The organism is Sporolactobacillus sp. Y61 (assembly GCF_040529185.1).
In the GTDB taxonomy this organism is placed as follows: domain Bacteria; phylum Bacillota; class Bacilli; order Bacillales; family Sporolactobacillaceae; genus Sporolactobacillus.
On sequence record NZ_CP159510.1, the window covers coordinates 2,237,514 to 2,263,591 of the forward strand.

Genomic DNA, 26,078 nt, shown 5'->3' on the forward strand with positions numbered 1-26,078 from the left:
TCATGCTTAAGAAAATTTCAGGCTGTTCCGTTTATTCAGATCAGGAATGGATCAATGAAGGAAGTCTTTCTTTTGATCAGGGGAAAATTGTGGCCGTCGGAAGATCGGCAGATCAGTCAGGAGACGAGGTTCTGCATTTTCCATCAGACTATAAGTGCATTCCCGGTATGATTGACATGCATATTCACGGAGCGAACGGATCGGATACAATGGATGCAACTCATGAAGCATTAAGTACGATTGCTGCCGCTCTCCCGAAAGAAGCAACCACTTCATTTCTTGCTACAACCATTACCCAGTCAGATGAGGCTATTGAAGCGGCACTTATCAATGCCGCTGAAGTGATCGGCCATCAGAAAGCCGGGGAAGCAGAAATTATCGGGCTTCATCTTGAAGGACCTTTTATAAGCAGTGAAAAAGCCGGTGCACAGCCAGAAAAATATATTGTACCTGCTGATATAGAAAAATTTGATCGCTGGCAGGAACAATCAAATCATAATATAAAGGAAGTCACGCTTGCTCCGGAAATAGAAGGTGGGCTGGAACTGATCCATCATCTTGCTAAGGAACATGTTGTCGCCTCAATTGGACACAGTAATGGTGTGGATGAGGATGTGATTAAGGCGATTGGCGCCGGTGCCACTCAGGTGACACATCTATATAATGGAATGCGTGGTATGCATCATCGTGAACCTGGTGTTCTCGGCGGTGCTTTGCTGCACCATAACTTATATACGGAACTGATTTGCGATGGAAAACATGTCTGCCAGGGAATGGTCAATCTTGCATATAAGCTCAAGGGAAGTGATCGGATTATTCTGATCACCGATGCTTTGCGGGCTAAATGTCTGAAAGATGGAGTCTACGACCTTGGTGGTCAGAATGTTCGCGTTAAGGACGGACTGGCAACACTCGCCTCAGGAACAATTGCCGGCAGTGTCCTGAAAATGAACCAGGCAATAAAAAATATACTTGCTTTTACTGACGCAACCCTGGACGACGTCATTCAAATGGGAGCGATCAATCCGGCACTGCAGTGCAATGTATTCGACAGAAAAGGATCACTGGAGATTGGAAAGGATGCAGATTTTGTTATTCTCGATGAGAACAACGATCTTGTTATGACAGTTTGTCGTGGAAAAGTAGCCTATGAGAGAGCAGGGGTGGGATTCAATTGAAATTAATAACGGTAGCGAATCAGAAAGCATTAAGCCAGAGGGCGGCTAAGGCGATCAGTGACTTTATTCATGAAAAGCCTCAGGCAGTACTTGGCCTGGCAACTGGAGGCACGCCTGAAGGAACATATAAAGAACTTGTCGAAGATTACAACAAAAATCACACCAGTTATAAACAGGTGACAACCGTTAATCTGGATGAGTATGTCGGATTAATTCAGGATGATCCTAACAGTTATCATCATTATATGAAAGAAAAACTATTCAACCATGTTGATCTTAGAGCAGATCATTGTTTTTTACCGGACGGGAACGCAGCATCCCTGAAAGAAGCCTGTCTGAAGTATGATCGGTTAATTGAGCACCTGGGTGGAATTGATCTCCAGCTTCTCGGGATTGGTCAGAACGGGCATATCGGCTTCAACGAACCGGGGACCCCTCACGATATCGGGACGCATGTCGTCACACTGACACCATCAACCCGTGCAGCGAATGCACGCTATTTCAGCAGTTTGAGTGAGGTTCCGGAAAAGGCGATCACCATGGGTATCGGAACAATTTTAAAGAGCAAAGCCATCCTCCTGATTGCATCAGGAAAGGCAAAAGCTGAAGCCATGAAAGAACTGCTGTCATCCACAAAATCTGACGAAAAATTCCCTGCTTCAGCACTCATTCAGCATCCCAATGTGACCATAATAGCTGATGAAGCGGCGCTGTCACTTGTACCGGGCAAAGTGGTGAGACCCTGAATGATTGATCGGCAATCGCCCGTTCCGGTATATTATCAGATAAAGCAGTATATCGAAGGGCTGATCAGGAATAAGAACCTGAAATCAGGCGATAAAATTCCGTCTGAAAGGGAGTTTACTGAAAAATTTCACGTGTCACGGATGACTATCCGCCAGGCTGTTATGGAATTAGTTAATTCCGGGGTTCTGATTCGAAAAAAAGGGAAGGGGACTTTTGTCTCCGATCAGAGAAAGATCGAAAAAGCTCTGAACCAACTTAATGGATTCACTGAGGATATGCTGAACCGTGGACTGAACCCCGGCAGTAAACTCCTGGGTTTTGATCTGATTTCGGTCGGAATAGAAATTGGTCGCAAGCTTCAGCTTAGTGAAAGTGAACAGGTCTATCAGATCAGGAGGACCAGATACGCAGATCAGCGCCCTATGGCGATTGAAACAACATATATCCCGGAGAAGATTGTTCCAGGACTGACATCTTCAGAAGCGGATACATCACTGTATGACTATGTTGAAAAATCACGCGGACTCAAAATTGATCATGCCGAGCAGTCACTTGAAGCGGCTCTGGTCACCGCTGAAGAAGCTCATTTACTTGACGTACCAGAGGGGTCACCCATTCTTGTCATCGAACGTATTTCGTTTTTGAAAAATGGGACAGCTTTTGAATTCACCAGGTCATTATATCGCGCAGATCGTTATAAATTTATCGTTCAGCTCACTAAATCGACCTGATGGCCTGTTCAAATCGCAGGATATTCCATCTATAATTAAATGAATGTAATTGATGCGGTCACTGATAAGAAAAACTTATCAATGTGGATCGCATTATTTAATTTTACTTATTTGAGTCATTCCCTTAATATTAAGTTAGGAACCTTTTATAGATTGAATAATTAAAGGAAGGTGAATGACATGGCGACATCAGCGGAAACAAAGACTTCAGGCGTAACAGATATGTTTCATGCACGCCAGACATTTAAGAGTGCCGGAAAAACATATTGCTATTATCAGCTTGATGCATTGAAAGCGTTCGGGGATATTGAGCGCCTGCCCTATTCAATCAAGGTATTACTGGAAGCGCTTTTACGCCAGTGTGATGGCGTTGTTATTAAAAGAGAACATGTTGAAAATCTGGCAAGATGGGGTACGGATGATCTGAATAAGGGGATTGATGTCCCCTTCAATCCCGCACGCATTATTTTACAGGATTTTACCGGTGTACCGGCAGTTGTTGATCTGGCTTCTTTAAGAAAAGCAATGGCTGATCTTGGTGGAGATCCGGAGAAAATCAATCCTGAAAAAACGGTAGACCTGGTCGTGGATCATTCTGTGCAGGTCGACCGCTTTGGTACGACGGACGCACTGAAAGTCAACATGGAAAAAGAATTTGAAAGAAACGGCGAGCGCTATAAATTTTTAAAATGGGCACAGAAGTCGTTTGAAAATTTTCATGCGGTTCCTCCGGCTACCGGCATTGTTCACCAGGTTAATCTGGAGTATCTGGCTTCTGTTGTCCTTCATAAAAAAGAAGAAGACGGCAGTTTACTTGCCTTTCCGGATACTCTGATCGGTACCGATTCACACACGACGATGATCAATGGACTCGGCGTTCTCGGCTGGGGTGTCGGTGGCATCGAAGCAGAAGCGGGTATGCTGGGGCAGCCTTCGTATTTCCCGGTTCCTGATGTCGTTGGTGTCCGAATTACCGGGAGCCTTCCTGAAGGGACCACGGCGACCGATCTTGCGCTCAGTGTCACTCAGATGCTTCGTGAAGAGAGTGTTGTCGGCAAGTTTGTTGAGTTTTTCGGCCCGAGTCTTTCTCACATGTCACTGGCTGACCGGGCCACCATTTCAAACATGTCACCTGAAAACGGTGCAACAGCAACTTTCTTTCCCGTTGATCGCGTGACTCTGGATTATTTACGACTGACCGGTCGTTCTGAGGAACAGGTACAGCTTGTTGAAGATTATTGCAAAGAAAATCATCTGTATTATACACCAGATGCTGCAGATCCAAGATTTACAAAAGTCGTTAATCTGAATTTATCAGAGATACAGCCATCTGTTTCCGGGCCTAAGCGTCCGCAGGATCGGATTCCTTTGACCGGGATGAAAAAAGAGTTTGCTGCTTCTCTCACAAGACCATCAGGAAATCACGGGTTTGGATTCGGTGATGAGGAGATCAATAAAGAGGCTGTTGTGACACATCCGGATGGAAGTCAGGTCACATTGAAAACCGGTGCGGTTGTCATCGCGGCGATTACGAGCTGCACTAATACCAGTAATCCCAGCGTGATGATTGGTGCCGGGCTGGTTGCAAAGAAAGCTGTCGAGAAGGGCCTGTCGGTGCCTTCATATGTAAAAACCAGCCTTGCACCTGGTTCAAAGGTGGTTACTGACTATCTGGCACAGGCAGGACTGACTCCTTATCTGGAAAAACTCGGATTCAATCTCGTCGGATATGGATGCACCACCTGTATCGGTAATTCAGGACCACTTCCTGAAGAGGTCGAAAAATCTGTCGTAGATGGCGATCTTACGGTGGCTGCGGTATTATCAGGAAACAGAAACTTCGAAGGTCGTATTCATCCGCTGGTACGCGCGAACTATCTGGCCTCACCCCCGCTTGTGGTTGCGTTTGCGCTTGCCGGCTCGGTCTACTTCGATATGCAGCATGATTCATTTGGTAAAGATAAAGATGGCAATGAGGTCTATTTCAAGGATATCTGGCCCTCGAGAGCAGAAATCGATGCAGTCATGAACCGGTCGGTCAGTCCTGAGATGTTTAAAAAGGAATATTCCCGCGTCTTCACGGAAAATCAGCGCTGGAACAACATTCAGACTAGTGAGGGAGAGTTGTACGACTGGGATCCGGATTCGACCTACATTCAAAATCCACCGTTTTTCAAACACTTGTCTGCAGACCTTAATGAAATCAAACCGCTTGAAGATCTGCGTGTTATTGGCAAGTTTGGTGATTCCGTAACGACTGACCACATATCACCTGCCGGGAGTATAGCCAAAAAAAGTCCCGCCGGGCAATATTTGCTGAGTAAGGGTGTAAAATGGTTTGATTTCAATTCTTATGGATCAAGACGTGGCAACCATGAAGTGATGATGCGTGGGACCTTTGCTAATGTACGAATCCGTAATCAAATCGCCCCTGGAACAGAAGGTGGCTATACCACCTACTGGCCGACAAATGAAGTGATGCCCATCTATGATGCAGCAATGAAGTATAAAGAAAGCAACACCGGTCTGGTCGTTCTTGCCGGAGATGATTATGGCATGGGCAGTTCGCGTGACTGGGCAGCCAAGGGAACCAATTTGCTTGGCATCAAAGCAGTTATCGCCCGAAGCTTTGAACGCATTCACAGAAGTAATCTGGTTATGATGGGCGTCCTGCCGCTTCAGTTTAAGAAAGGCGAGAGCGCAGATTCACTGGGCCTGAATGGAAAGGAAAAAATAACAATCCATCTTGACGAAAAAGTCACCCCCGACAAACACTTCAGGCGAAAGCTGTATCGGAAGAGGGTAAAGAAACGAAGTTTGAACTCACGGTAAGATTCGACAGCGAAGTGGAGATCGAATATTACCGCAACGGAGGCATTCTCCAGATGGTCTTACGCCGGAAATTAAATAAGAATGAATGATTTGAATCTCCTGAATGATTTTTAACATAAAGGAAAGACTAATTTCCGGAGAAGAAAGAAATGGTTTTGACATGTTTATGGCGGGGATTCCATCGCTAAGACGAACTTAGTCGATGCATCCCGAAAGCGCCGGATACGGATAGGGGTCGTATCTGATTCATGGATAAACATTTTTATCTTCTTCAACTAAAGGGCTGTCCGGCGGGCAGCCCTTTTGCTGTGAGCCTTCGTGTGCAGATTCGAAATTGAAGAATGTCTCCTGCCCGATTTTCATCATGGGTTTAAGAACTGAATTTTTCGGGAATAACATAATATAATGAAAAATTCACACAATATCAGCTGATGACGTGTAATAGCTTACAATATGTGTAGAGCCAGGAAGGCGGTGATTTCATGAGGAAAAAATATACCTACAAGGAACTGGTTTTGAAGAACAAATCAGAAATTCTTCAAAATGAAAAAGCCCTCGAAAAAATTGAGGATAAAATAGTTCAAAGGCGTACAGTGAAATAAAAGACTTGTTCAGGCAGCGGAATATCCCGCTGCTTTTTTACTGACTTATTTCTCTGCCCGATACCCTGTGATAAACTGGTAACGATGCGAATTCTGTGATAAATTTGTTGATAAAAGTCGGAGGCGGTGAAATATGGTGAGACATGTTGTCGTAACTCCCTATCAGGAAACCTGGGAACAAGCGTACAGACATGAGTCTTCCAGACTGTTACATCATGTCAATACCCTCCTGCAATCGGTTTATCATGTCGGGAGCACATCGATACCCGGGATGGCTGCTAAACCGACGATAGATATATTGGCGGAAACCTTGTCCATTCAGGAGGTTGATTCATGGAATCAGACATTTGAAAAGCTGGGCTATCAACCACTGGGTGAGAACGGTATTAAGGGCAGACGTTATTTCTGTAAGGAGGATGCGGAGGGAAACCACTTAGTTCATCTTCATATTTTTGAAAAAGATTCCGAAGAAGTAATCAGACATCTCGCTTTTCGTGATTATCTCAGGACGCACAGTGAGGATGCCGATTTTTACAGCGGGTTAAAATTACAGTTGGCTGAAGCCTTTCCTTATGATGCTGAAAGTTATCAGTACGGGAAAAGTGCGGCAGTTAAGAAAATTGAAGAGCGTGCACTGGAATGGTGGTATGCATAAATCAAGTGTAGATGGAGAGGGTACCGGATGAAAAGAATGAAAAGAACGATAATCATTTTATTTATTCTTCTGGTACTCGTTGCTGCCGTTTTTGGTCTTTATCACCTGTTGTCAAGGGACAGAGAAGAAAAACCGGTGACTTATTCTTATCAGATCACTGCTCTTGGAGACTCACTGACAGAAGGTGTTGGTGATGAAAAAAATAAGGGCTATGTCGGGAGGACGGTACAGTCTTTAAAAAAGCAAAAACAGGTACGTCAGGTCTCTTTTAAAGATTTCGGTCATCGCGGAGATACGTCGAGAGATCTCATTATCGTACTGAATAAACCGGAAGTCAGAGAATCTATTAAACAATCAAATACCATATTCCTGACGATCGGCGGTAATGATATCGTTCGGGTCCTGAGAGAACATTTTATGGATCTGTCAACCGCAGACTTCGAAAAACAGCAGAAGATTTTTGGTAAAAATTTAAATATCATTTTTTCAGAACTTCGGAAAATTAATCCTGAAGCACATATTTATTTTTTGGGCCTTTATAATCCATTTGAAGAATATTTGGGCGATGCAAACCGGGATTTTGTTCCCCTTCTGAACAAATGGAATGAGGGAAGCAAATCCATCGCGGAGAAATATCGGAATATTACCTTCATACCCACTTCGGATATTTTTCGGGGATCCGGAGATTCATTACTTTATGAAGATCATTTTCATCCCAATAACTCAGGTTATCAGAAAATGTCCCGGAGGCTTTTGTATGCCATAGACAAAAGAAGATAAGCATGTACACGTTGCCGGCCGCAGGATGACGGTTTTCAAATCAGATTTGTCTGTCTGGAAAATAAAGAATATGCTAAAATGATCTGTATGAAACGCTTGATTTTCGTCTGACAGGGAGGAATATAATTTGTCATTCATTTTATATCAGAATCAATTGTTGCCAAGAGAAAAGGGTAAAGTGGACATGGAGGACAGGGGCTATCAATTTGGGGACGGCATTTATGAGGCAATAAGAGTGTACTCCGGACAAATGTTCCTTTTAGAAGGACATATGAAGAGGCTGGTACGCAGTGCACGGGAACTCAGGATTAAATTACCCTGCAGTATAGAAAATTTAACTGATAACCTGAAGCAGCTGATTAAGCGTAATGCAATTGGCGATGGAATGGTCTATTTTCAGATAACGAGGGGAGCTGCTCCGCGCAAACATTATTTTCCGGATGGCGTTTCCCCAGTACTGACAGGGTCAGCAACCCTCTTTCCCCGTGATAAACACAGAGAGGAAGGAATAAAAGTTGTTCTGGCGGAAGACATTCGCTGGCTGCGTTGTGATATAAAAACCCTGAATCTGCTGGGCAACGTTCTGGCTAAACAAAAGGCGCATGAAAATGGGGCGGAAGAAGCAATTCAGCACCGTGGAGATATAGTAACTGAAGGGGCATCAAGTAACGTTTTTATCGTCCGGGGCGGGAAGCTGATCACTCATCCTGCAGATCATTATATATTGAATGGCATCACCAGACTTTTCGTTCTTGATCTTGCCTCAAAACTCAATATTCCTGTTGTTGAACGTACGTTTACTCTTGAGGAACTGTTTGCTGCTGATGAGGCCTTTATCACCAGTACAGGGAACGAAGTCAAACCGGTTACTCAAATTGATGATCACCCGGTGTCGGACGGAAAAGCTGGAGAGATCACATTAAAGCTGGCAGAGGCTTTTGATCGTGCGGTGAACCGTGTGAAAAGGGCAACATTATCCTGATGAAGAAGGAGAATACAAAACAGGTCCGGTGATTCATTATTTACTCACCGGACCTGTTTTATTTTTTAGAAATGAACTTATTCCATACGTGTCAAAGGCCACCATCGAAATCCATCTTTTGCTAAAAGCTTGTCGGATGATTTCGGCCCCATCGTCCCTGCTTCATAGTAGTCCAGAGGGACGCCGTTCCAGGTAGCGACGATGGAGTCTGTCAGTGCCCAGGAGTAGGCCACTTCATCCCAGCGTGTAAAATTGGTCGAATCGCCTTTAAGACAATCAGAAAGAAGACGTTCATAAGCATCAGGCACGACGTTCTTACTTTTTCCTGTGCGGCTGAAATTCATCGATACAGGAGAAGTTTCTCCGTCATCACTGAACTGCTTGACATTGAGCTTCAATGAGAGCCCGGCATCCGGTTGAATATGAATGACAAGAAGATTGGGACCGATATGGGTAAACTTATGAAAGTAAGGGTTGTTTGGTATATCCTTGAATTCGATCACGACTTCCGTGCATTTCGTTGCCATGCGCTTTCCCGTCCGGATATAGAAGGGGACACCTGTCCACCGATAATTATCAATAAAAAAGCGTGCAGCCACGAAGGTCTCGGTATCAGATGTTTCATTGATGTTATTTTCTTCATGATAACCGCTTATACGTGTTCCGTCAGGCATGACTCCGGCTTTATACTGGGCACGAACAATCTGATCAGCGATATTGTCGCGTGACATCGGACGTATGGACTTCAGTACTTTAACCTTCTCCTGACGTATATCTTCCGGATCAAACTGGCTCGGCGGTTCCATCGCTGTCAGCGTCAGAAGCTGCATAATATGATTTTGAACCATATCAAGAAGGGCACCCGTCTGGTCGTAGTAATTCGCGCGATCGCCGACGCCGAGAGTTTCACTGAGTGTGATCTGTACGTTTGCGATACTGCGGTGATTCCATACGGATTCAAAAACCGGATTAGCAAAGCGGAGGGCTTCGATATTCTGAACCATTTCTTTCCCGAGATAATGATCAATTCGATAAATTTCCGATTCATCAAAAACCCTCAGTAATTCGCTGTTCAGCTGACGTGCGGAAGCCAGATTATTTCCAAAAGGTTTCTCGATCACAAGTCGTTTCCATCCGTCTGTTTCAGTCAGACCGGATTTTTTTAAATGAATCGTTGCCGTTCCGAAAAAACGCGGGGCAAGCGATAAATAAAAGATACGGTTGCCCTTCAGGTGATATTGTGAATCAATCTGATCGCTGATATTTTTCAGTAATACAAAATGATTTGGGTTACCAATATCCAGTGGCTGATAATAAAAGCGTTTAAGAAAACGTCTCCGTTGATCAGCTGACGGGTTCAGTGTACGATCAATCATGCTGCGATAAGATTCATGTGTATGTTGTCGTCTTGCCATCCCGATCACGGCAAATTTATAGTCTTTCCTGAATAATTCATACAGAGCCGGATAAAGTTTTCTCCTTGCCAGATCTCCTGTGGCTCCGAACATAAAAATAAGGACGGGCCCCCGTGTTGCCTCAACCATCATCTGTGTCCCTCGTTCCTCTTTCTGTCTATCCAAATGTTATCACATTTATTCATTAATGTGCCACACTTAAATATACCATTTATGAATAGATAGTTAAATCTTTTGTTTCATGACAAAAATAAAAGCATGGAAAATATTTCAGCAGAGATAGGATGAATCCGTTGCATTTCATTTGGGTAAATGTTATTGTGAATTTATGTGCTTAGGCAATCATAAGGATGGAAGAGGTCAACACTTGAAAACAAAGGTGATTTCTACTCGATGTTTCGCAGGCATTTTCCGTCCGGTGCGGGGAATGCCTGATCATTTGAATAAAAACCGAACGTAAAAAAGGAGACTGTACTATTTAATGAAATTCTCAGAACTTGATGTAAGTGAAGAAATAAAGAGAGCAACCGCCAGAATGGGGTTTACCGATCTGACTCCGATTCAGGAACAGGCAATTCCCGTAGCGAAAACAGGAGCTGATTTAATTGGCCAGGCTCAGACAGGAACCGGCAAGACTACTGCTTTCGGTATTCCGCTGATCGAGGCAGCAGATCCGGCCGATCGCGAGATACAGGGCGTTGTTATTACGCCGACAAGGGAACTGGCGATACAGAATGCACAAGAATTAAATGCACTCGGGTTTTACAAAAAAGTCCGAACGGTAGCCGTTTACGGAGGACAGGATATCCAGCGGCAGATCCGTGATTTGAAGAGGCATCCCAGTATTATTTCTGCAACTCCCGGACGTCTTCTCGATCATATTAAGCGGCGCACCATCCGACTCAATGCGATCAAAACGATTGTTCTCGATGAAGCCGATGAAATGCTGAACATGGGATTTATTGACGATATTCATGAAATTCTGGAAAATACCCCGCAGGAACGTCAAACACTTCTCTTTTCAGCAACCATGCCTGGACCCATTCAGCATCTTGCAGAAAAATTCATGAAAAATCCCCACATGATCCGAATCAAGGCAAAAACGCTGACCGTTTCCCTGATTGATCAAATATACGTCAGAATCAGAGAATCAGAAAAGTTTGATGCTTTAACACGTTTTCTTGATATTCAGACACCAGAACGCGCTATTGTGTTCGGCAGAACGAAAAGGCGTGTAGATGAGTTAATGAGAGCATTGCAGCGCAGAGGATATGAGGCTGAGGGTATTCATGGGGATCTTACTCAGTCCAGACGTGACATGGTACTTCGCCGTTTTAAACAGAATGAAGTCAAATTGCTGGTTGCTACTGATGTCGCAGCCCGTGGGCTGGACATCAGCAATGTCACACATGTTTATAACTTTGATTTACCTCAGGACCCGGAAAGCTATGTACACCGTATCGGGCGTACCGGCCGTGCAGGAAAATCAGGAATGGCGGTTACTTTTGTGACACCGAGTGAAATGTCGCATCTTCGTGCCATCGAGCGCCTGACAAAACAGCCAATGAAACAGGTGAAAGCTCCCACCTATGAAGAGGCACTGGCCGGACAGCAGCAGGTGGCCGTGGATACATTAAAGGAATCTCTGGAAAAAGAAAATTATCATGGATATAAGAATAAGGCAGAACAGCTTCTTTCCGACAATGACGCTGCCAATGTTGTAGCGGCCGCTCTTAAAGTTCTGACTAAGGAGCCCGATCAAACGCCGGTCCGCCTGACACGCGAGTCACCCCTGATGGTTAAGCGGGGTGGCAGGAGATCATCGCATCACAGAAGTTCAGGACGCGAAAAAAATTATTATTCAAAATCACGTGATAAAAGGCATTACGGCAGTTACAGAGGCAGAGGAAGGCAGAAATCACAGCACTATTGATTTCCGGCTTCTGCCGTAAACAAATAGAGACACAGAACTCCTTAGCTGGAAGTTAATCCTGCTGAAGGAGTTTTTTGTACTTAAAGAAAGGTTCAGAAGAGCCCACACCTGCGGTTTATCAATCGCCGGATTTTCTTAACATTCCAGTCATCTGGTATAATTTTGCAAATCATAATTATTGGAAAAGTTGAAAGAAAATAAATAAAAATGGTTGTAACTTTCAGAAAAGTATTGTAGAATGTTAAAAAGTGCAAAGGGGGGCAATTAAAGATGAACAATGATCACTCGTTACAGCAAAATACAAAGGCTCTTGTTCTCTATAAAGAACAAAAGGCGAAGGTCTCGGTTATCGAAATGTATGCCCAAATGGTCCTGGATGAAATGGAATTTAATCAGAGAGTGAAGCTATTGAAGGCGAAGATAGATGCAAGCCTGGATTCCGGGGACAAAGCACTGTTTATGAAATTGACAGATGAATACAGGGAACTGTTACGCTGACACTTTACTTTCTATAGATACCGATTTTTAATTGGCTGCAGGAGTCAGGGCACGTCAAGGGAAAAAGGATCCTTAAAGGGATCCTTTTTTCGTACTCTAAGAATCACTTTTTTTGCGGAAGGTTCAGCAAAACTTGCCAACTGGCAAGTCTTTCTTCATCAGTCTGTATGGCCTACTGTTACTGTTCTGTCCGCTTTTTTCCTGATGGCCATTCGGCAAACAGCATACCGATTAAAATAAGCGTGCAACCAATCAGTTCCGTTTTTCCAAGTATGACATGCTGAATAATCACGGATGTCCAGGCGGCAAAAACGGGTTCCATGATAAAAATCAGACCGACATGAGTAGCCGGTGTGACTTTTTGCAAATCTGTCTGAAAAAGATAAGCAAATGCGGTGGCGAACACGCCCATAAAAAGGATAACTGCAACAATATCAGGCTCCAGAAGGGCGGATATATCTAAAATCCTCAGCCCGTCAGTTGGAAGACCAAAGGCAAAACTGTAAAGAGCGACCGCTGTCAGCTGAATGATTGTCAGGGAAAGACTGTTATATTTTTCCGTTACCCTGGCTGTAAAGATGATATGCAGGGCGAAGGCGGCGGCGCAGACAAGCACAATCAGGTCTCCGCGATTGATGACGAACTGCCCTTTTGTAGTCAGAAAGAACAGACCTGCGGCAGCCAGCAGAATTCCAGCGAGAGCAGCTTTACCTGGTGTTCTTTTTAGTATGAATATAGAAAAAAGCGGTACAAGGACCACACTCAACCCTGTGATAAATGCGGCGTTCGAAGCTGACGTGTATAACAGGCCGACAGTCTGACAGATATATCCGATAAACAGAAAAGTACCAAGCAGCAATCCTGAACCGATCAGCCGTACACTTTTGCGGGCGGAGACCGGCCTCCATCCTCTGAAACACATCTTCCAGCAGGTCAGTATGATGGCTGCCGTCAGAAAACGCCAGGCGTTGAATTGCAGGGGCGTGAGCTTGTCCAGCACATTTTGAACGATAATAAATGTAGTACCCCATACAAATGTAACAGCCAGCAGTCCGGCGTCAGCTGCAAGAGAACGTTTCAGATTCATATCTGATCCCCCTCACTTAATTGTATCCGCTGTTCTCTGATTGCCTGACGTGCCAGTTGATCGGCATTGCGGTTTTTCTCGTCAGGGATCCACTTACAGAAGAACAGATCGAAATGTTGAATCAGATCCATTGCCTGTTCCAGATAGCCCGCAAAAATGCTATTTTTTACGTGTCTGATCTCAATAGCGTGATCAACCAGCTGTGAATCGGTACGAAAAAAGGCCGACAGATATCCGTGTTCGTGGCAGAACTTCAGTGCGGCAACCATGGTTGCAAATTCAGCTTCGTGGTTACTGGAAAGGACGCCCAGGTGAACAGTCCTGCGGATTTCCCTTCCATCACCAAGGTTAATATATATTCCGCCACCGGCAATTCCGGGATTTCCGCCTGCTGCTCCATCGACAAATACCTCAATCAAACAACCGCACCTCTTCCAATATATTCAACCTGTTTTTTACAGCATACAACAAATTATAGCATTTAGCAGTTTTTTAATGAAGATATGGACTGATGGTTCAATGTGTTATGATTAAACTGGATAGAAAATGAAGTAAAAAAATTTTAGCGGATAGGTGATCAGCGAAAAATGGTTGAAGCAGAAAAAAAGGTGAAGTCTGATATCGAAATTGCTCAGGAAGCGACACTTGAGCCGATTGAACGCATTGCTTCAGAACTTGGGCTTGATGAGGAAGACTGGGAACCCTATGGTCGTTATAAGGCTAAAGTATCTGTACATGTCCAGAAGAAGTTACAGAGCAGGCCTGAAGGAAAGGTCATTCTTGTGACATCGATTAATCCAACACCTGCAGGTGAGGGAAAATCAACCGTTACGGTCGGACTTGGACAGGCATTAAATAAGATTGGCAAGAAGGCAGTGATTGCCCTGCGCGAACCTTCCCTCGGGCCAACAATGGGCCTGAAAGGCGGAGCTGCCGGCGGAGGTTACGCACAAGTTGTGCCAATGGAAGATATCAATCTGCATTTTACAGGGGACTTCCATGCTATCACTGCGGCACATAATGCGTTGGCTGCGTTTCTGGACAATCATATCCATCAGGGAAACGCACTGAATATTGATCCGGGAAGAATCATCTGGAAGAGAGTCGTGGATTTAAATGACCGCGCACTGCGGCATATCGTGATCGGTCTTGGCGGCCGGGCGAACGGCGTGCCGAGAGAAGATGGATTTGACATCACTGTTGCTTCTGAAATAATGGCCATTCTCTGCCTGTCAGAAAATCTGACAGATCTGAAAAACAGACTCAGTCAGATGCTGATCGCTTATACATATGACCGGCGTCCTGTATATGTTAAAGATTTAGCCGTGGAGGGTGCCCTGACTGTTCTGCTGAAAGATGCGATTCATCCGAATCTTGTACAGACCCTTGAGAACACTCCGGCTTTTGTTCACGGGGGACCGTTTGCTAATATTGCCCACGGATGCAACAGCGTTCTGGCAACGAAAATAGGGGCCAGACTGGGGGACTATCTTATCACTGAAGCCGGTTTCGGTGCGGATCTCGGGGCGGAAAAATTCCTTGATATTACAACCCGTGCCGGCCACATTAAACCCAGTGTTGTTGTTATCGTGGCGACAATCCGTGCGTTGAAAATGCATGGTGGCGCAGCAAAAGATGAATTGAAACATGAAAATCTGGATGCCTTATCAAAGGGTATGGAGAACCTGTCCAGACATATCGACACCATTAAAACGTTTGGTCTCCCATATGTTGTGGCCATTAATCATTTTATTTATGATACGGACCGGGAAGTCGCATTTGTGAAAGAATGGTGCCGGACGAACGGTCATCCGGTTGCACTTGCCCGGGTCTGGGAAGATGGTGGAAAGGGCGGGGAAGACCTCGCCCGGCTTGTCGTTCATACAATTGAAAAATCTGAGAATCATTTCAGTCCTATTTATGATCTGGATGATTCAATAGAAGAAAAAATCCATGCCGTTGTCACAAAAGTTTACGGTGGCAAAGACGTTGCTTTTTCACCCAAAGCACGCAGACAATTAAAGAAAATCAAGGAAAATGGATGGGATAAATTACCTGTCTGCATCGCCAAGACACAATATTCTCTGTCCGATAACCCGAAGCTGATTGGCAGGCCGAAAAATTTTACTATCCATGTGCGTGAGCTGAAACCTTCTCTGGGCGCCGGTTTTATTGTTGTGATGACCGGCAAGGTTCTGACTATGCCGGGTTTGCCGAAAAAGCCTGCTGCTCTGAATATGGATATCGATCGGGATGGCAAGATTGTTGGCCTGTTTTAATTGAAAAAATGATCAACGCCTCATTTCACAGTAAGAGGCGCTTTTTTATGTCAACCACCACGCCTGAAGGACGCGGCCTGTAAGCCGTAAAGCCTGACGGTTCCAAACCACAATTTATGTAGTGTGTAGATAGAGACAACTTGCCTGGCCAACCGAAATTGCAGGCCCGGCATCGCTGTCAGGTGTCTCTATATATTAGACGGAGAAATTCCGCTTAGCAAGTAATTAAGGATAATAAGGAGCTTCAATAGACGGAGGGATTCCGCCTATTAACTCAAAAACATGAAAAGGGGGGGATCTTTCATTGCCTAATCGGAAAACTTCCGCTTATGATACATTGAAACCAGTTTTATTCTGCATTTAAGTGGAAAATCTCTGCTTATTAAGCAAACGATTATATTTACATCCTGTCAATCGTCTGGTTCGTGCGGTGGCGCTATCCATTCTGAGCTAGGCGTCACTCATGACGGGCAGGATCAACACGTCGATTCAGGTTACGGCGCAACACTTCACGACTTTAAAACACCTGTGCACTTCTTTCTGAACCGAACAGATGTGCTTAATTGACAGCTATGGAGGTTGAATGATGGAGCTGCCCAAGAGACAGAAAGATGAAATGATCGAGAAGCTGAAATCCTGTTATTTTGATACGTATCATGAGGAGCTTGGCATCATAGGTGCTGAGAATCTGTATTCCTGTTTTATGGAGGCGTGTGCTCCATATATTTATAATCAGGCTTTGAAGGATGTTAAGAAAGTAACATCCCGGCAGTTTGTATCCCTTGAAGAAGAAATTGATGTTCTTGAGAAAAAACTATGAATAATGATAATGATAATTAAAATCATCTGAAGGTTAAAGACTGATAACACCTTTCATAGCAGTCTTTATCCCTCTTTTATTATTGTTATAAACAGATAATAATTATATTTGAAAGCTGATGATGAGCATGTTATGATTTGAATGTCTGAGGCGGGTACTTATGATTTTTAACTATATCTCGATGAGTCAGATGGTTGCTGTTGGAAGCAGCCATTTACTCTGTTTCCCGCCTATCATGAAGAGAGTAAAAGACAGGTGTGTAAAAGATGACAGTGAAGAGCAAACGACTTCTGTATTATCAAAGGCAAGTGTTATTACATTTATCACTTTTCCGTTACTGGGAAAAGCATCTGATTATCGAGCATAATCGAAAGACTTATGGGAAAATTGCTGTTGAGGAAGAACGCCTCGCCTCAGCCATTTGCCCGGATCACCCGAACATGGAAAACGTTAATCACTTCCGCTTTTTTGTAGCATTAAGCAAATTGCTCGGCTTTACCTTTGTGACACAACTGATGATGAAAGCGAAAAAGAAGCGTATTAAAAAACTTTCAGAATCCTCCATCGTTCCAGTAAAGTACATTCAACTTGCCAGAACCGTCTTTAAGCAGGAAAAGGATTTAATTGCTCAGTTGAGGGAACGCCGGCTTGATTTTGTCGGTGCGATTATTCTGGGGATGAATGATGCACTGGTTGAGATTACGGGCAGTGTGGCCGGTTTCACTCTATCGATGTCCAATACCAAAATCATCGCCGTTGCAGGACTGATCACCGGCGTTGCCGCCTCTTTGTCTATGGCAGCCAGTGAATTTATGGCTGAACGTTCAGAGGGAAATATGAAAAAGGCGGCCAGGGCAGCGATATATACCGGTGGGTCATATTTTCTGACTGTGGTATTACTGGTTTTGCCGTTCTTTATTCTGCCTGCTCAAAGCTATATACCCGCTCTGATACTGACGGTGATCATCGCGGTAGCGGTCATCTTTATTTTCAGCTTCTATATGTCAGTAGCCAAAGAGATCCGCTTCAGTCAGCGCTTCTGGGAAATGGTTATTGTCAGCCTTGGCGTTGCCGTGCTGACCTTTTTCATCGGATTTATTGTTAAAACGTATTTCGGCATCGCCGCGTGAGTACTGTTCGGAACCGTCAGGTCAGGATCTGACGGTTTCTGCATTCAATGCAGCTGATTTTCCTGCAGCGTGACCGGTAGCAAATGCCGCTGTGATATTGTACCCGCCGGTATATCCGTGGATATCCATAATTTCACCGCAGAAATAGAGTCCAGGCATGATTTTTGATTCCATGGTTTTCGGATTGATCTCTTTCAGAGATACTCCGCCACCTGTGATGAATGCTTTCTCGAGTGGCAGGGTGCCATTAACATGAACAGGGAATGCCTTCAGATATTTCACCAGTATCCGAACGCTTTCTGATTTCAGGTTGTGACCCGTCATCTCCTCCGAAAGTCCGGAGCGCTCACATAAGTAGAATAAATAACGTTCCGGAACCAGGCCTTTCCAGACCTTCTTTAACGCCCGGCCGGGGGTATCGCGGGATAATCGGATCAGTTTATGAAAGAGTTCATTTTCTTGAACATCAGGAAAGGTATCGATCGTTACAATGATTTCCGGTACTCTGTATTTTTTCAAAGCCTTCACGACAAACTGGCTGAGCCGAAGAATGGCAGGACCGGACAAACCGAAGTGGGTGAAGAGCATGTCCCACCGGTGCGTCTGTATTGGCTTTCCTTTCGGGGACAGAAGGGTAACGGCACAGTCACGCAGGGACAGCCCCTGAAGTCGCCGGGATTGAATAAAGGACTCAGTTGAAGTAAGAGGGACTTCTGTCGGATAAAGGTCAGTAATTGTGTGGCCGGCAGCTTTTGCCCAGGCATATCCGTCACCTGTCGAACCCGTCCGGGACACTGATTTGCCTCCAACCGCAACAACCACGCAGGATGCAGAAATTTTTCTGCCGGATACGGTTTTCACACCCCGGACTTTTTTACCAAACAGGACAGCCTGAACAGGTTCGCAGGTTTTTATTGTGACAGAAAGGCTGCGTACTTTTCTGACCAGCGCCTGAACAACAGACTGTGCACTGTCGGACACAGGAAATACCCTCCCATGATCCTCTTCTTTTAGACGAATGCCCAGATCTTCAAAAAAGCGTATGATGTCCCGATTACTAAAGGAGGCAAGGGCGCTGTATAAGAACCGGCCGTTTCCCGGTACATGCCTGATCAGCTCATCAATCGACATGGCATTCGTGACATTGCAGCGTCCACCGCCTGAGATACCCAGCTTACGTCCCAGTCTGTCTCCCTTATCCAGCAGACAGACTTTCGAACCATTTTCTGCTGCAGCGATGGATGCCATTAATCCGGCAGGTCCACCGCCTGCAACCAGTACATCAAAGTGTTCGACCACTGTTTTTCACCAGCCCGTTCATTGTTCTTTCAGCATAACCAATCAGGAAGAAAAAATAAAGTAAAACTTCAATCAGTGGGTTCATCATCCCACTGATTGTTCGTTGAACCTGTCAAGCTCCTGTGGGATAAAGTCCGACCCTCTAAAGTGATATTTGTCACATTTGAAAAAATCTGATAGGATATGGTGTGAATCTTGTGTACGTTTTACGTTTCTGTCACTGTTTTCAGGCAATATTTTCAGAGGTGAAGATGATGGACAGTCAAAAAAAATACCGGGTTTTACTGTATTATAAATATGTGACGATTGATGATCCAGAAGCCTTCGCGAAGGAGCACCTGGCATTCTGTAAACAGCTGAATCTGAAGGGGCGGATTCTTGTCGCAAAAGAAGGGCTGAATGGCACACTTTCCGGAACGCGGGAAGAGACACAGATCTATATGGATACCCTTCATCATGACCCACGTTTCAGTGATATGGTGTTCAAGACAGACCAGGCAGACGGACATGCTTTTAAGAAAATGCATGTCCGTCCGCGTAAGGAGATCGTGGCCTTTAAGCTGAAACATGATATCGATCCCCATAAGCTGACCGGTAAGCATCTGAAACCAGCAGCGTTTTATCAGGCACTTCAGGATAAAAATACGATTGTGATTGATGCCAGGAACAACTATGAAACGCAGATTGGTCATTTCCGCAATGCGATTCTTCCGAAAGTCGAAACCTTCCGGGAACTTCCAAAATGGATTGAGCAGCATCTGTCTGAATATAAGGACTGGAAAGTATTGACCTACTGTACAGGGGGAATCCGCTGTGAAAAATTCAGTGGTTATCTCCTCAGAGCGGGTTTTAAGGACGTCAGCCAGCTGGATGGTGGTATTGTCGAATACGGTAAGGATCCTGAAGTCAGAGGAAAGCTGTATGATGGGAAGTGCTATGTCTTTGATCAACGAATATCCGTACCCGTTAATCGCACAAACGAAGATGTGATCGTGGGTCACTGCCACCATTGTGGCAAACCATGCGACCGGATTGTGAATTGCGCGAACCCGGAGTGCAATAAACAGTATATCTGCTGTGAGGCCTGTGAAGAAAAATATCACCGCTCCTGCTGCGACGCCTGCCGTCAGCATCCGAGAAATCGATACAATCTTCAACACGCAAAGACAGATGAACGGAAAACAGTTGATCTAAAGTAATTTCCAGGATTCTTTTTTCATCCGGTTTCTGATTGATTTCAGGACGTTCACGCCTTCTTCAACCTGAACCCAGATATTGACCAATGCGTTCGTAAATCCAGTCACCGGCTGTGCTTTTATGATAACTGACCTGGAAGACCCTTCCGCGTGTATAAACTTCATAATTCAGCCAGTTTTTCCGGGTCATGTGAATATGATGCTCAAAGATTTCATCTTTATTGATTCTCATGTCTGCTGTGACCCGGTTGATGGCTATATCTATGACATTCAGATAGGCTGTTTTAAATTTCGTCCGGGTCAAAGCAATAATCCGTCTGTCCCGCTCCAGTGCCATACGGATCAGTGGAAGAAAGATGTACCGCCGGATCATCCGTTTTTCGGTTATCGTTAATTCACTGCCATTCATTTAAATCACCCGAAACTATTATATGCGAACATAGGTTCTTTTATCAATATGGAGGGAATGAATGATTGCATTTTCAACTGTTGACCGATGGCCCGATGTCGATTAAAATGAGTGCATCATTTATACTGGTATCGTATGGTTACAGAAAAGAGGACCGGCGGTGAAGCAGACCAATAGAAGCATTGTCATGACCGGTCTCATGATCGGAACATTTCTGACAGCGATTGAAGGAACGGTAATCAGTACGGCCATCCCAAGCATTGTCAGTGATTTACACGGAATCCGGATCATGGACTGGGCGTTTTCCATATTTATGCTGACGTCTGCTGTGACTGTCCCTCTCTTTGGTAAACTGTCTGATGTGTTTGGCAGGAAACGTCTGTTTACCATTGGAACGGGGTTCTTTCTGTTCGGTTCTGCTCTTTGTGGCCTTTCCTGGTCCATGGAATCTTTTATCACGGCCAGAGGGATTCAGGGGATTGGCGCAGGCGGTGTGATGACGATCAGCACAACGATTATCGGCGATATTTTTCCGATAAAAACCCGGGCGAAGATGTTTGGAATGATCGGGATGATCTGGGGTGTCGCGGGAATCTTCGGACCACTTGTTGGCGGTTTTTTTGTCGACGCTCTTTCCTGGCACTGGATCTTTTTTATTAATATACCTTTTGGCCTGACCTCAGTTTTCCTGATTACAACAGGTTTTAAAGAAAACAGGCGCAGAAAAAAGCAGAAAATTGATGTGGCGGGTGCAGCGTCGTTTACAATTAGTATGGCTGCCCTTTTATATGGACTTCAGAGAGCAGGGGAAAGCGGAAGATGGCTTGATGCTCAGAATCTGATCCTGTTTACCCTTTTTATTACTGTACTCGCTCTATTTCTGTATATTGAAACAAGGGCAGAAGATCCAATGATTCCTGTCTCCGTCCTGTGGCAGCCAATCGTTGCCATTACAAATGGCCTGGCACTTGTGGCAAGTGCCATTCTGATGGGCAACGACATGTATATGCCAATGTGGCTGCAGGGCCTGCTCGGGTACAGCGCAATGGCATCCGGCTTTGTACTGACGCCGATGTCCATCACCTGGATGGTTGGATCTTTTCTCTGCGGATGGCTTCTGGCCCATAGTGGTGTCCGAATCAGTGGATTCATCGGCACCGGGCTGCTTCTGGCGGGAACGTTCTGGCTGGAATTGCTGGACCCGGGGGTAAACCCGCTACTGTACTATCTGATCACGTCGCTTCTTGGACTTGGCTTCGGTCTTGCTCTGACATTAACCACGTTATGCGTTCAGTCTGCAGCAGGACATCAGATGCGTGGTGCGGCAACGGCTTCAAACCAGTTTTTTCGAAGTGTCGGCCAGGCCATAGGAGCTGCAGTTTTCGGGGCTTACTTTAATACAAGTGCAGCGGAAAGAGCACTCTGTCACGGCCAGGATCCGGAACGGGTGTTGAACGGGCTTAATGCGATGCTTCACTCCGGGGGCGGGCGTGATCATCCATCTTATGGTCAGATTTTTCAGGACGTCCTTTTTTTCAGTATTCACCACGTGTTTGTCGTGATGACCATTCTTGCGATTGCTGCCGTAATCATCGCTTTCTTTCTGCCGGGTCAGTTACCTGATGAGAAAGATCATAAGGTATAAAATGAGGTCCCGGCTGCGACCCGGATACTGTCCATTCGTGATCCGTCTGCCAGCGATGAAAGGGCGAGATAATCCGGACGGGTGGCTCCTGTCATCAGGAAGGCGGAAACACGTGCGCCTCTGCGCCTGTATTTATTTAATTCCGCGATGATCTCATTGGCTCGATGGATGCCAATCCCGTGGCCATAGTATAGCCCGCCGGAAAGATCTACGGCGTTTTCACCCTGCCACTGTGGTGTCTGAGGATTGACTTCCGGATTTTTAAAATAACGAACATCTCCGGGGATCCCTCCCCCAACGCGTCCGGCGTTTCTCAGAGGAAAGAGCGGGTGGTTCTGCCAGTCCCAAAGATACAGGTGCTGAAAAATTTCATTAAATCTGTGATCTGAAATCGTTTCAATCAATGCTTTGTAAAAGACAATCATCATTGCCGTAGCGCATTCAAAGGCGTAGGCCCTGCCATTTGTATAAATATCCCTTATGGCGTCTGCCGGTCGCCGTTCCGGTCTGAGTTCAAAACCTCCGTCTCCTGTAAGCAGCCAGAAATTTTCATTACAGGTGGAGTAATAAAAGGTTGCGAAAGCAGATCCGCTTTCGAGAAGGGCATGTGAGGCTTCGATTGTTTCATTTCTCATTTTTATTTCAAAGACCAGCTCTCTTTGCGATGGATAAGCGAACCATTCTCCGGATTCGGCCATTGATCGGAATATTTCAACCGAATAACGTCCGTAATCTGTATATTGTCCGTACATATCTGCATTCAGAACCTGATTTGCTGCAATGATCATGTGCCTTCACCTCTGATTGTCAGGACATTCAGCGATTTCAGCTGTTTCTGAAGTGGCAGACTGATCCATCTTCTCCATTGGCCGGGCTGCTGTTTTCTCAGGCCGGCCGAATAAGCGGCTAAGAAGACCTGCGTCTTGCCGGGAAGTTTTACAAAATCTGAATAAGTCTTCTGTTCATCCGGCAACAGGTTCTGGATCGGTTCACCGCTTCCGGGATTTACTGTTTTTCCAAGATATTTGGCGCTGTAATGAATCCGGAACGGTCGCCCGTCCGGCAGGGCATCATTCGTCTCGCCTGTATAAACGAGATAATTGCCGTTTTCCTCATACCATGTTTCAAACGCAAGAAAAGCCGTTTTATTGTCGGCGGCATGACGTACCTCGGGAATAAAACCGAGAAGCCGGCGGGCATAATGACTTTCTACATTCTGATCAGAAAGCAGATAATTACTTATGTGAACGAGCATCACCGGATTTGCTGTCTCAAGCATGGCACTGATCAGATAATGCCTCTGGCTTTTATTTTTATAACGATAGAATATCAGATTAACCATTTCGCGAATCCAGTCCTGATGAAAAGTATGGAGGATATGGATGGCCGTCTGATCAATAACCTGGGTGTAATCGGTGGAGATGATATTTTTCCAGCCTGATCTGAGAATCCACAGCAGGGAGTCCACGACCAGATCATGCTGCTCGGGAAACGGGGCATCTGCCTGGATACCCAGATCTGCACCATGAAGCACATTCTGTATATGCGCAAGAGCAATTTTCGGACGGTCATCAATTTCGGATCCCCGCATGTCCAGCTGGTCCCGAAGAAGAAACAGTACCGGAAATTCCAGCTGCGGATCATTAATCAGTGAGGCTGCATAATCCCTGCCCATACGCAGATTTTCCGCCCATTTCATCGGCAGCATTTCCGGCCGATTCCGGCGGAGTGTGTTCAGATCATTAACGGATCCATGATCTCCGGACATATCAGCACCTCCAGGGGGTGTCAACACTGTAATATTACCTATATGAGCGTTCAGAAATGTTTATGCGGATTAACGGATCCGTCCCAGGATACGGATATCAATCGTGACAGATAAGATATGTTACACTTATTAAGAAAACCCGCGGGGGAGGGATGAAGCCCTCCATGAATTAAAGTTTCACTTTATACTTTCTTTAAAGAGCAGAAAAAAGAAATAAACAGACAGGGATGATGTGTTTATGAAGCAGTACCTTGATCTCTGCCGGAGGGTCCTTGAAGAAGGGCACCGGAAATCCGACAGGACGGGAACAGGAACAATCAGTGTGTTTGGCCACCAGATGAGATTCAATCTGCAGGATGGATTTCCACTTTTAACAACAAAAAAGCTGCATGTGAAATCGATTATATATGAGCTGCTCTGGTTCCTGAAGGGGGATACCAATGTCAGGTATCTGCAGGAACATGGGGTGAGGATATGGAATGAATGGGCGGACGAACATGGAGAGCTGGGGCCGATTTACGGTCATCAGTGGCGTTCCTGGCCAGGAAAGAACGGACAAACCATCGATCAGATCAAATGGGTTGTTGATCAGATCAGAAAACATCCGGATTCGAGACGATTAATTGTTACAGCCTGGAATCCGGCAGACGTTCCCGAAATGGCTCTTCCACCGTGCCATTGCCTTTTTCAGTTTTATGTAAATGAAGGCAAACTGAGCTGTCAGCTGTACCAGCGCAGTGCCGATATTTTTCTCGGTGTGCCCTTTAATATTGCTTCATATGCGCTTCTGACGCATATGATTGCTCATGTGACCGGCCTTCAACCGGGAGTGTTCATTCATACGCTGGGCGATGCGCATATTTATCTGAATCATGTCAATCAGGTCAAAAAGCAGCTTGAACGTACACCACGGCCTCTGCCACAGCTGAAGATTATGAGGGATGTATCCTCAGTGTTTGATTTCCGATATGAGGACTTTAAAATAGAAGGGTATCATCCCTATCCGCACATTAAAGGCGAGGTGTCCGTATGATCTCCTTTCTTGTCGCTATGGACATCAATGGACTGATTGGTCGCAAGAATAAATTACCCTGGCATCTTCCCGCAGATCTGAAATATTTTAAAAAAGTCACCATGGGACATCCCATCATCATGGGAAGAAAAACATTTGAATCGATAGGAAGACCTTTACCCGGGAGAAAAAATATTGTTTTCACTCGTCATACCGATTTTAGCCATGAAGGTGTGACTGTATTCCATTCTTCTGATGCGTTTCTGAAAAGTGGCATCCCTTTTGGCCGGGAATGTTTTATCATTGGCGGAAATCAGATTTTCCAGACCTTTGCTCCGTATGCCGATCGGCTGTATCTGACCCGGCTCCATGCTGCATTTGAGGGCGATACTTATTTTACCGCTTTCCATGAGAAAGAGTGGAAGCTTGTTTCAGAAAAAGAGGGGAAAATGGATCAATATAATGTATTTCCCTACACTTTCCAGATCTATGAACGTGCATAAAATGGAGTGGACGGTGTTCCGTCACCCTTTAATGAATATGTGAATATCCTGTTAAAAAGGGTTACGGAGTTGAAAACTATGGGCATATATCATCTGCAGCTTCTATCCTGTTATGTCCTGGTCGGCCTGCTGATGGGCTGGACGCTTGGCTTTCTGCCGTTTTGGTACTCATGGCGAAAAAAACATCTGGTACTCCTTATTATATTGACGATGACCTGGCTTCCTGTTGCTATTGCTGCCCTGCTCGTTGCACCGATTTTCAACACGTTTTATTCAGAGAAACGTGAGGAAGTAAAATAAAACGGCTCCGAACGGATGGAGTCGTTTTCTCTGTGCCTGAATTCGCGATTTCATTCAACTTCAGGCAGGAAAAACGGACAGGCTGACGTATCATATGAAAACTGATTTATGGCAAGCGTATTTAAACAATAAATTAATTTTCTTGAAAAAAATTTGAAATGACTTTAAATCGATCAAATAATTGGGTAAGATAATAATACTGTGTATGTATTATTTGACCCGAAATTCCTCTGACTATGAGCAAAATACTGGAAAATGAGAAGATTTCATGCAATGA

General features: G+C 45.0%; 24 protein-coding genes and 1 pseudogene. 18 read left to right on the forward strand and 7 right to left on the reverse strand.

Translation table 11 applies throughout. The features are described from left to right. The first annotated feature begins 2 nt into the window (after positions 1-2). The 8 genes and pseudogenes from nagA to dat all read left to right on the forward strand — a co-directional run bounded on the left by nagA (position 3) and on the right by dat (position 8,507). Entirely contained in the window at positions 3-1,178 is a 1,176-nt protein-coding gene (gene nagA, locus ABNN70_RS10570) for an N-acetylglucosamine-6-phosphate deacetylase (RefSeq protein ID WP_129929568.1), read from the forward strand. Further along, a complete protein-coding gene (nagB, locus tag ABNN70_RS10575) occupies positions 1,175-1,924 on the forward strand; it encodes a glucosamine-6-phosphate deaminase (protein ID WP_129929567.1) in 750 nt (249 codons plus the stop codon). The genes nagA and nagB overlap by 4 nt, the downstream gene beginning before the upstream one ends. Further along, positions 1,925-2,656: a GntR family transcriptional regulator gene (locus tag ABNN70_RS10580; RefSeq protein ID WP_129929566.1), complete on the forward strand. Its 732-nt coding sequence runs from the start codon at positions 1,925-1,927 to the stop codon at positions 2,654-2,656. Between the two features lie 180 nt (positions 2,657-2,836). Further along, positions 2,837-5,577 (forward strand): annotated as a pseudogene (acnA, locus tag ABNN70_RS10585) (aconitate hydratase AcnA). A gap of 393 nt (positions 5,578-5,970) precedes the next feature. Beyond that, positions 5,971-6,090, forward strand: coding sequence for an FbpB family small basic protein (locus ABNN70_RS10590; RefSeq protein WP_129929564.1), 120 nt, complete (start codon positions 5,971-5,973; stop codon positions 6,088-6,090). A gap of 133 nt (positions 6,091-6,223) precedes the next feature. Next, entirely contained in the window at positions 6,224-6,745 is a 522-nt protein-coding gene (locus ABNN70_RS10595; RefSeq protein WP_353947759.1) for a GrpB family protein, read from the forward strand. Between the two features lie 27 nt (positions 6,746-6,772). Next, on the forward strand, positions 6,773-7,525 hold the full coding sequence (locus ABNN70_RS10600) for an SGNH/GDSL hydrolase family protein (RefSeq protein WP_240697303.1): 753 nt from the start codon (positions 6,773-6,775) through the stop codon (positions 7,523-7,525). Positions 7,526-7,652: 127 nt separating this feature from the next. Beyond that, positions 7,653-8,507: a D-amino-acid transaminase gene (gene dat / locus ABNN70_RS10605; protein ID WP_353947760.1), complete on the forward strand. Its 855-nt coding sequence runs from the start codon at positions 7,653-7,655 to the stop codon at positions 8,505-8,507. A 77-nt stretch (positions 8,508-8,584) separates the two neighbouring features. On the opposite strand, the gene zwf is transcribed toward dat, so the two are convergent. Next, the gene (zwf, locus tag ABNN70_RS10610; RefSeq protein ID WP_353947761.1) at positions 8,585-10,051 is read right to left on the reverse strand and encodes a glucose-6-phosphate dehydrogenase; all 1,467 of its coding nucleotides are present in this window, start codon (positions 10,049-10,051) and stop codon (positions 8,585-8,587) included. Positions 10,052-10,403: 352 nt separating this feature from the next. On the opposite strand from zwf, the gene ABNN70_RS10615 reads away from it, so the two are divergent. Further along, positions 10,404-11,855 carry a DEAD/DEAH box helicase gene (locus ABNN70_RS10615; RefSeq protein ID WP_129929561.1) on the forward strand — a complete coding sequence of 484 codons (1,452 nt, stop codon included), beginning with the start codon at positions 10,404-10,406 and terminating at the stop codon, positions 11,853-11,855. A gap of 270 nt (positions 11,856-12,125) precedes the next feature. Further along, a complete protein-coding gene (locus tag ABNN70_RS10620) occupies positions 12,126-12,353 on the forward strand; it encodes an IDEAL domain-containing protein (protein ID WP_129929560.1) in 228 nt (75 codons plus the stop codon). Between the two features lie 178 nt (positions 12,354-12,531). Here the strand turns inward: ABNN70_RS10620 and ABNN70_RS10625 are convergent, their stop codons facing one another. After that, positions 12,532-13,440 (reverse strand): DMT family transporter, encoded by a 909-nt coding sequence (locus tag ABNN70_RS10625; protein ID WP_129929559.1) that lies wholly within the window; start codon positions 13,438-13,440, stop codon positions 12,532-12,534. After that, positions 13,437-13,859, reverse strand: coding sequence for a reverse transcriptase-like protein (locus ABNN70_RS10630; protein WP_129929558.1), 423 nt, complete (start codon positions 13,857-13,859; stop codon positions 13,437-13,439). The genes ABNN70_RS10625 and ABNN70_RS10630 overlap by 4 nt, the downstream gene beginning before the upstream one ends. A gap of 168 nt (positions 13,860-14,027) precedes the next feature. Here ABNN70_RS10630 and ABNN70_RS10635 point away from each other — a divergent pair, with 168 nt between their 5' ends. The 3 genes from ABNN70_RS10635 (at position 14,028) to ABNN70_RS10645 (ending at position 17,669) form a co-directional block, all read left to right on the forward strand. Further along, the gene (locus ABNN70_RS10635) at positions 14,028-15,719 is read left to right on the forward strand and encodes a formate--tetrahydrofolate ligase (RefSeq protein ID WP_129929557.1); all 1,692 of its coding nucleotides are present in this window, start codon (positions 14,028-14,030) and stop codon (positions 15,717-15,719) included. 586 nt (positions 15,720-16,305) lie between these two features. Beyond that, entirely contained in the window at positions 16,306-16,539 is a 234-nt protein-coding gene (locus ABNN70_RS10640; RefSeq protein ID WP_129929556.1) for a DUF2164 family protein, read from the forward strand. A gap of 266 nt (positions 16,540-16,805) precedes the next feature. Next, positions 16,806-17,669, forward strand: a complete 864-nt coding sequence (locus ABNN70_RS10645; protein WP_129929555.1) for a VIT1/CCC1 transporter family protein — start codon at positions 16,806-16,808, stop codon at positions 17,667-17,669. Between the two features lie 21 nt (positions 17,670-17,690). On the opposite strand, the gene ABNN70_RS10650 is transcribed toward ABNN70_RS10645, so the two are convergent. Further along, the gene (locus tag ABNN70_RS10650; protein ID WP_353947762.1) at positions 17,691-18,968 is read right to left on the reverse strand and encodes an NAD(P)/FAD-dependent oxidoreductase; all 1,278 of its coding nucleotides are present in this window, start codon (positions 18,966-18,968) and stop codon (positions 17,691-17,693) included. Between the two features lie 254 nt (positions 18,969-19,222). Here ABNN70_RS10650 and ABNN70_RS10655 point away from each other — a divergent pair, with 254 nt between their 5' ends. After that, positions 19,223-20,167 (forward strand): rhodanese-related sulfurtransferase, encoded by a 945-nt coding sequence (locus ABNN70_RS10655; protein WP_353947763.1) that lies wholly within the window; start codon positions 19,223-19,225, stop codon positions 20,165-20,167. Positions 20,168-20,225: 58 nt separating this feature from the next. On the opposite strand, the gene ABNN70_RS10660 is transcribed toward ABNN70_RS10655, so the two are convergent. After that, positions 20,226-20,573 (reverse strand): hypothetical protein, encoded by a 348-nt coding sequence (locus ABNN70_RS10660; protein WP_129929553.1) that lies wholly within the window; start codon positions 20,571-20,573, stop codon positions 20,226-20,228. Positions 20,574-20,733: 160 nt separating this feature from the next. On the opposite strand from ABNN70_RS10660, the gene ABNN70_RS10665 reads away from it, so the two are divergent. Beyond that, complete coding sequence (locus ABNN70_RS10665) at positions 20,734-22,218, forward strand: MDR family MFS transporter (protein WP_353947764.1); 1,485 nt, start codon at positions 20,734-20,736, stop codon at positions 22,216-22,218. Here ABNN70_RS10665 and ABNN70_RS10670 read toward each other — a convergent pair. After that, the gene (locus ABNN70_RS10670) at positions 22,206-23,006 is read right to left on the reverse strand and encodes a protein-glutamine gamma-glutamyltransferase (RefSeq protein WP_129929551.1); all 801 of its coding nucleotides are present in this window, start codon (positions 23,004-23,006) and stop codon (positions 22,206-22,208) included. The two genes, ABNN70_RS10665 and ABNN70_RS10670, sit on opposite strands and share 13 nt — an antisense overlap. Next, entirely contained in the window at positions 23,003-23,986 is a 984-nt protein-coding gene (locus ABNN70_RS10675) for a hypothetical protein (protein WP_129929550.1), read from the reverse strand. The genes ABNN70_RS10670 and ABNN70_RS10675 overlap by 4 nt, the downstream gene beginning before the upstream one ends. 238 nt (positions 23,987-24,224) lie before the next feature. Here ABNN70_RS10675 and ABNN70_RS10680 point away from each other — a divergent pair, with 238 nt between their 5' ends. From ABNN70_RS10680 to ABNN70_RS10690, 3 genes are all read left to right on the forward strand, one after another. After that, a complete protein-coding gene (locus ABNN70_RS10680; protein ID WP_353947765.1) occupies positions 24,225-25,019 on the forward strand; it encodes a thymidylate synthase in 795 nt (264 codons plus the stop codon). Further along, on the forward strand, positions 25,016-25,501 hold the full coding sequence (locus tag ABNN70_RS10685; protein WP_129929548.1) for a dihydrofolate reductase: 486 nt from the start codon (positions 25,016-25,018) through the stop codon (positions 25,499-25,501). The genes ABNN70_RS10680 and ABNN70_RS10685 overlap by 4 nt, the downstream gene beginning before the upstream one ends. Before the next feature lie 78 nt (positions 25,502-25,579). Continuing rightward, positions 25,580-25,801 (forward strand): hypothetical protein, encoded by a 222-nt coding sequence (locus ABNN70_RS10690; protein WP_353947766.1) that lies wholly within the window; start codon positions 25,580-25,582, stop codon positions 25,799-25,801. Positions 25,802-26,078: the final 277 nt, after the last annotated feature.

Bases quoted from the DNA above. Each gene is read 5' to 3' on its own strand.
- nagA (WP_129929568.1), top strand. From the start codon at position 3: ATGCTTAAGAAAATTTCAGGCTGTTCCGTTTATTCAGATCAGGAATGG.
- ABNN70_RS10580 (WP_129929566.1), top strand. From the start codon at position 1,925: ATGATTGATCGGCAATCGCCCGTTCCGGTATATTATCAGATAAAGCAG.
- ABNN70_RS10590 (WP_129929564.1), top strand. From the start codon at position 5,971: ATGAGGAAAAAATATACCTACAAGGAACTGGTTTTGAAGAACAAATCA.
- ABNN70_RS10595 (WP_353947759.1), top strand. From the start codon at position 6,224: ATGGTGAGACATGTTGTCGTAACTCCCTATCAGGAAACCTGGGAACAA.
- ABNN70_RS10600 (WP_240697303.1), top strand. From the start codon at position 6,773: ATGAAAAGAATGAAAAGAACGATAATCATTTTATTTATTCTTCTGGTA.
- zwf (WP_353947761.1), bottom strand. From the start codon at position 10,051: ATGGTTGAGGCAACACGGGGGCCCGTCCTTATTTTTATGTTCGGAGCC.
- ABNN70_RS10615 (WP_129929561.1), top strand. From the start codon at position 10,404: ATGAAATTCTCAGAACTTGATGTAAGTGAAGAAATAAAGAGAGCAACC.
- ABNN70_RS10620 (WP_129929560.1), top strand. From the start codon at position 12,126: ATGAACAATGATCACTCGTTACAGCAAAATACAAAGGCTCTTGTTCTC.
- ABNN70_RS10625 (WP_129929559.1), bottom strand. From the start codon at position 13,440: ATGAATCTGAAACGTTCTCTTGCAGCTGACGCCGGACTGCTGGCTGTT.
- ABNN70_RS10635 (WP_129929557.1), top strand. From the start codon at position 14,028: ATGGTTGAAGCAGAAAAAAAGGTGAAGTCTGATATCGAAATTGCTCAG.
- ABNN70_RS10640 (WP_129929556.1), top strand. From the start codon at position 16,306: ATGGAGCTGCCCAAGAGACAGAAAGATGAAATGATCGAGAAGCTGAAA.
- ABNN70_RS10645 (WP_129929555.1), top strand. From the start codon at position 16,806: ATGACAGTGAAGAGCAAACGACTTCTGTATTATCAAAGGCAAGTGTTA.
- ABNN70_RS10655 (WP_353947763.1), top strand. From the start codon at position 19,223: ATGGACAGTCAAAAAAAATACCGGGTTTTACTGTATTATAAATATGTG.
- ABNN70_RS10660 (WP_129929553.1), bottom strand. From the start codon at position 20,573: ATGAATGGCAGTGAATTAACGATAACCGAAAAACGGATGATCCGGCGG.
- ABNN70_RS10670 (WP_129929551.1), bottom strand. From the start codon at position 23,006: ATGATCATTGCAGCAAATCAGGTTCTGAATGCAGATATGTACGGACAA.
- ABNN70_RS10675 (WP_129929550.1), bottom strand. From the start codon at position 23,986: ATGTCCGGAGATCATGGATCCGTTAATGATCTGAACACACTCCGCCGG.
- ABNN70_RS10680 (WP_353947765.1), top strand. From the start codon at position 24,225: ATGAAGCAGTACCTTGATCTCTGCCGGAGGGTCCTTGAAGAAGGGCAC.
- ABNN70_RS10685 (WP_129929548.1), top strand. From the start codon at position 25,016: ATGATCTCCTTTCTTGTCGCTATGGACATCAATGGACTGATTGGTCGC.
- ABNN70_RS10690 (WP_353947766.1), top strand. From the start codon at position 25,580: ATGGGCATATATCATCTGCAGCTTCTATCCTGTTATGTCCTGGTCGGC.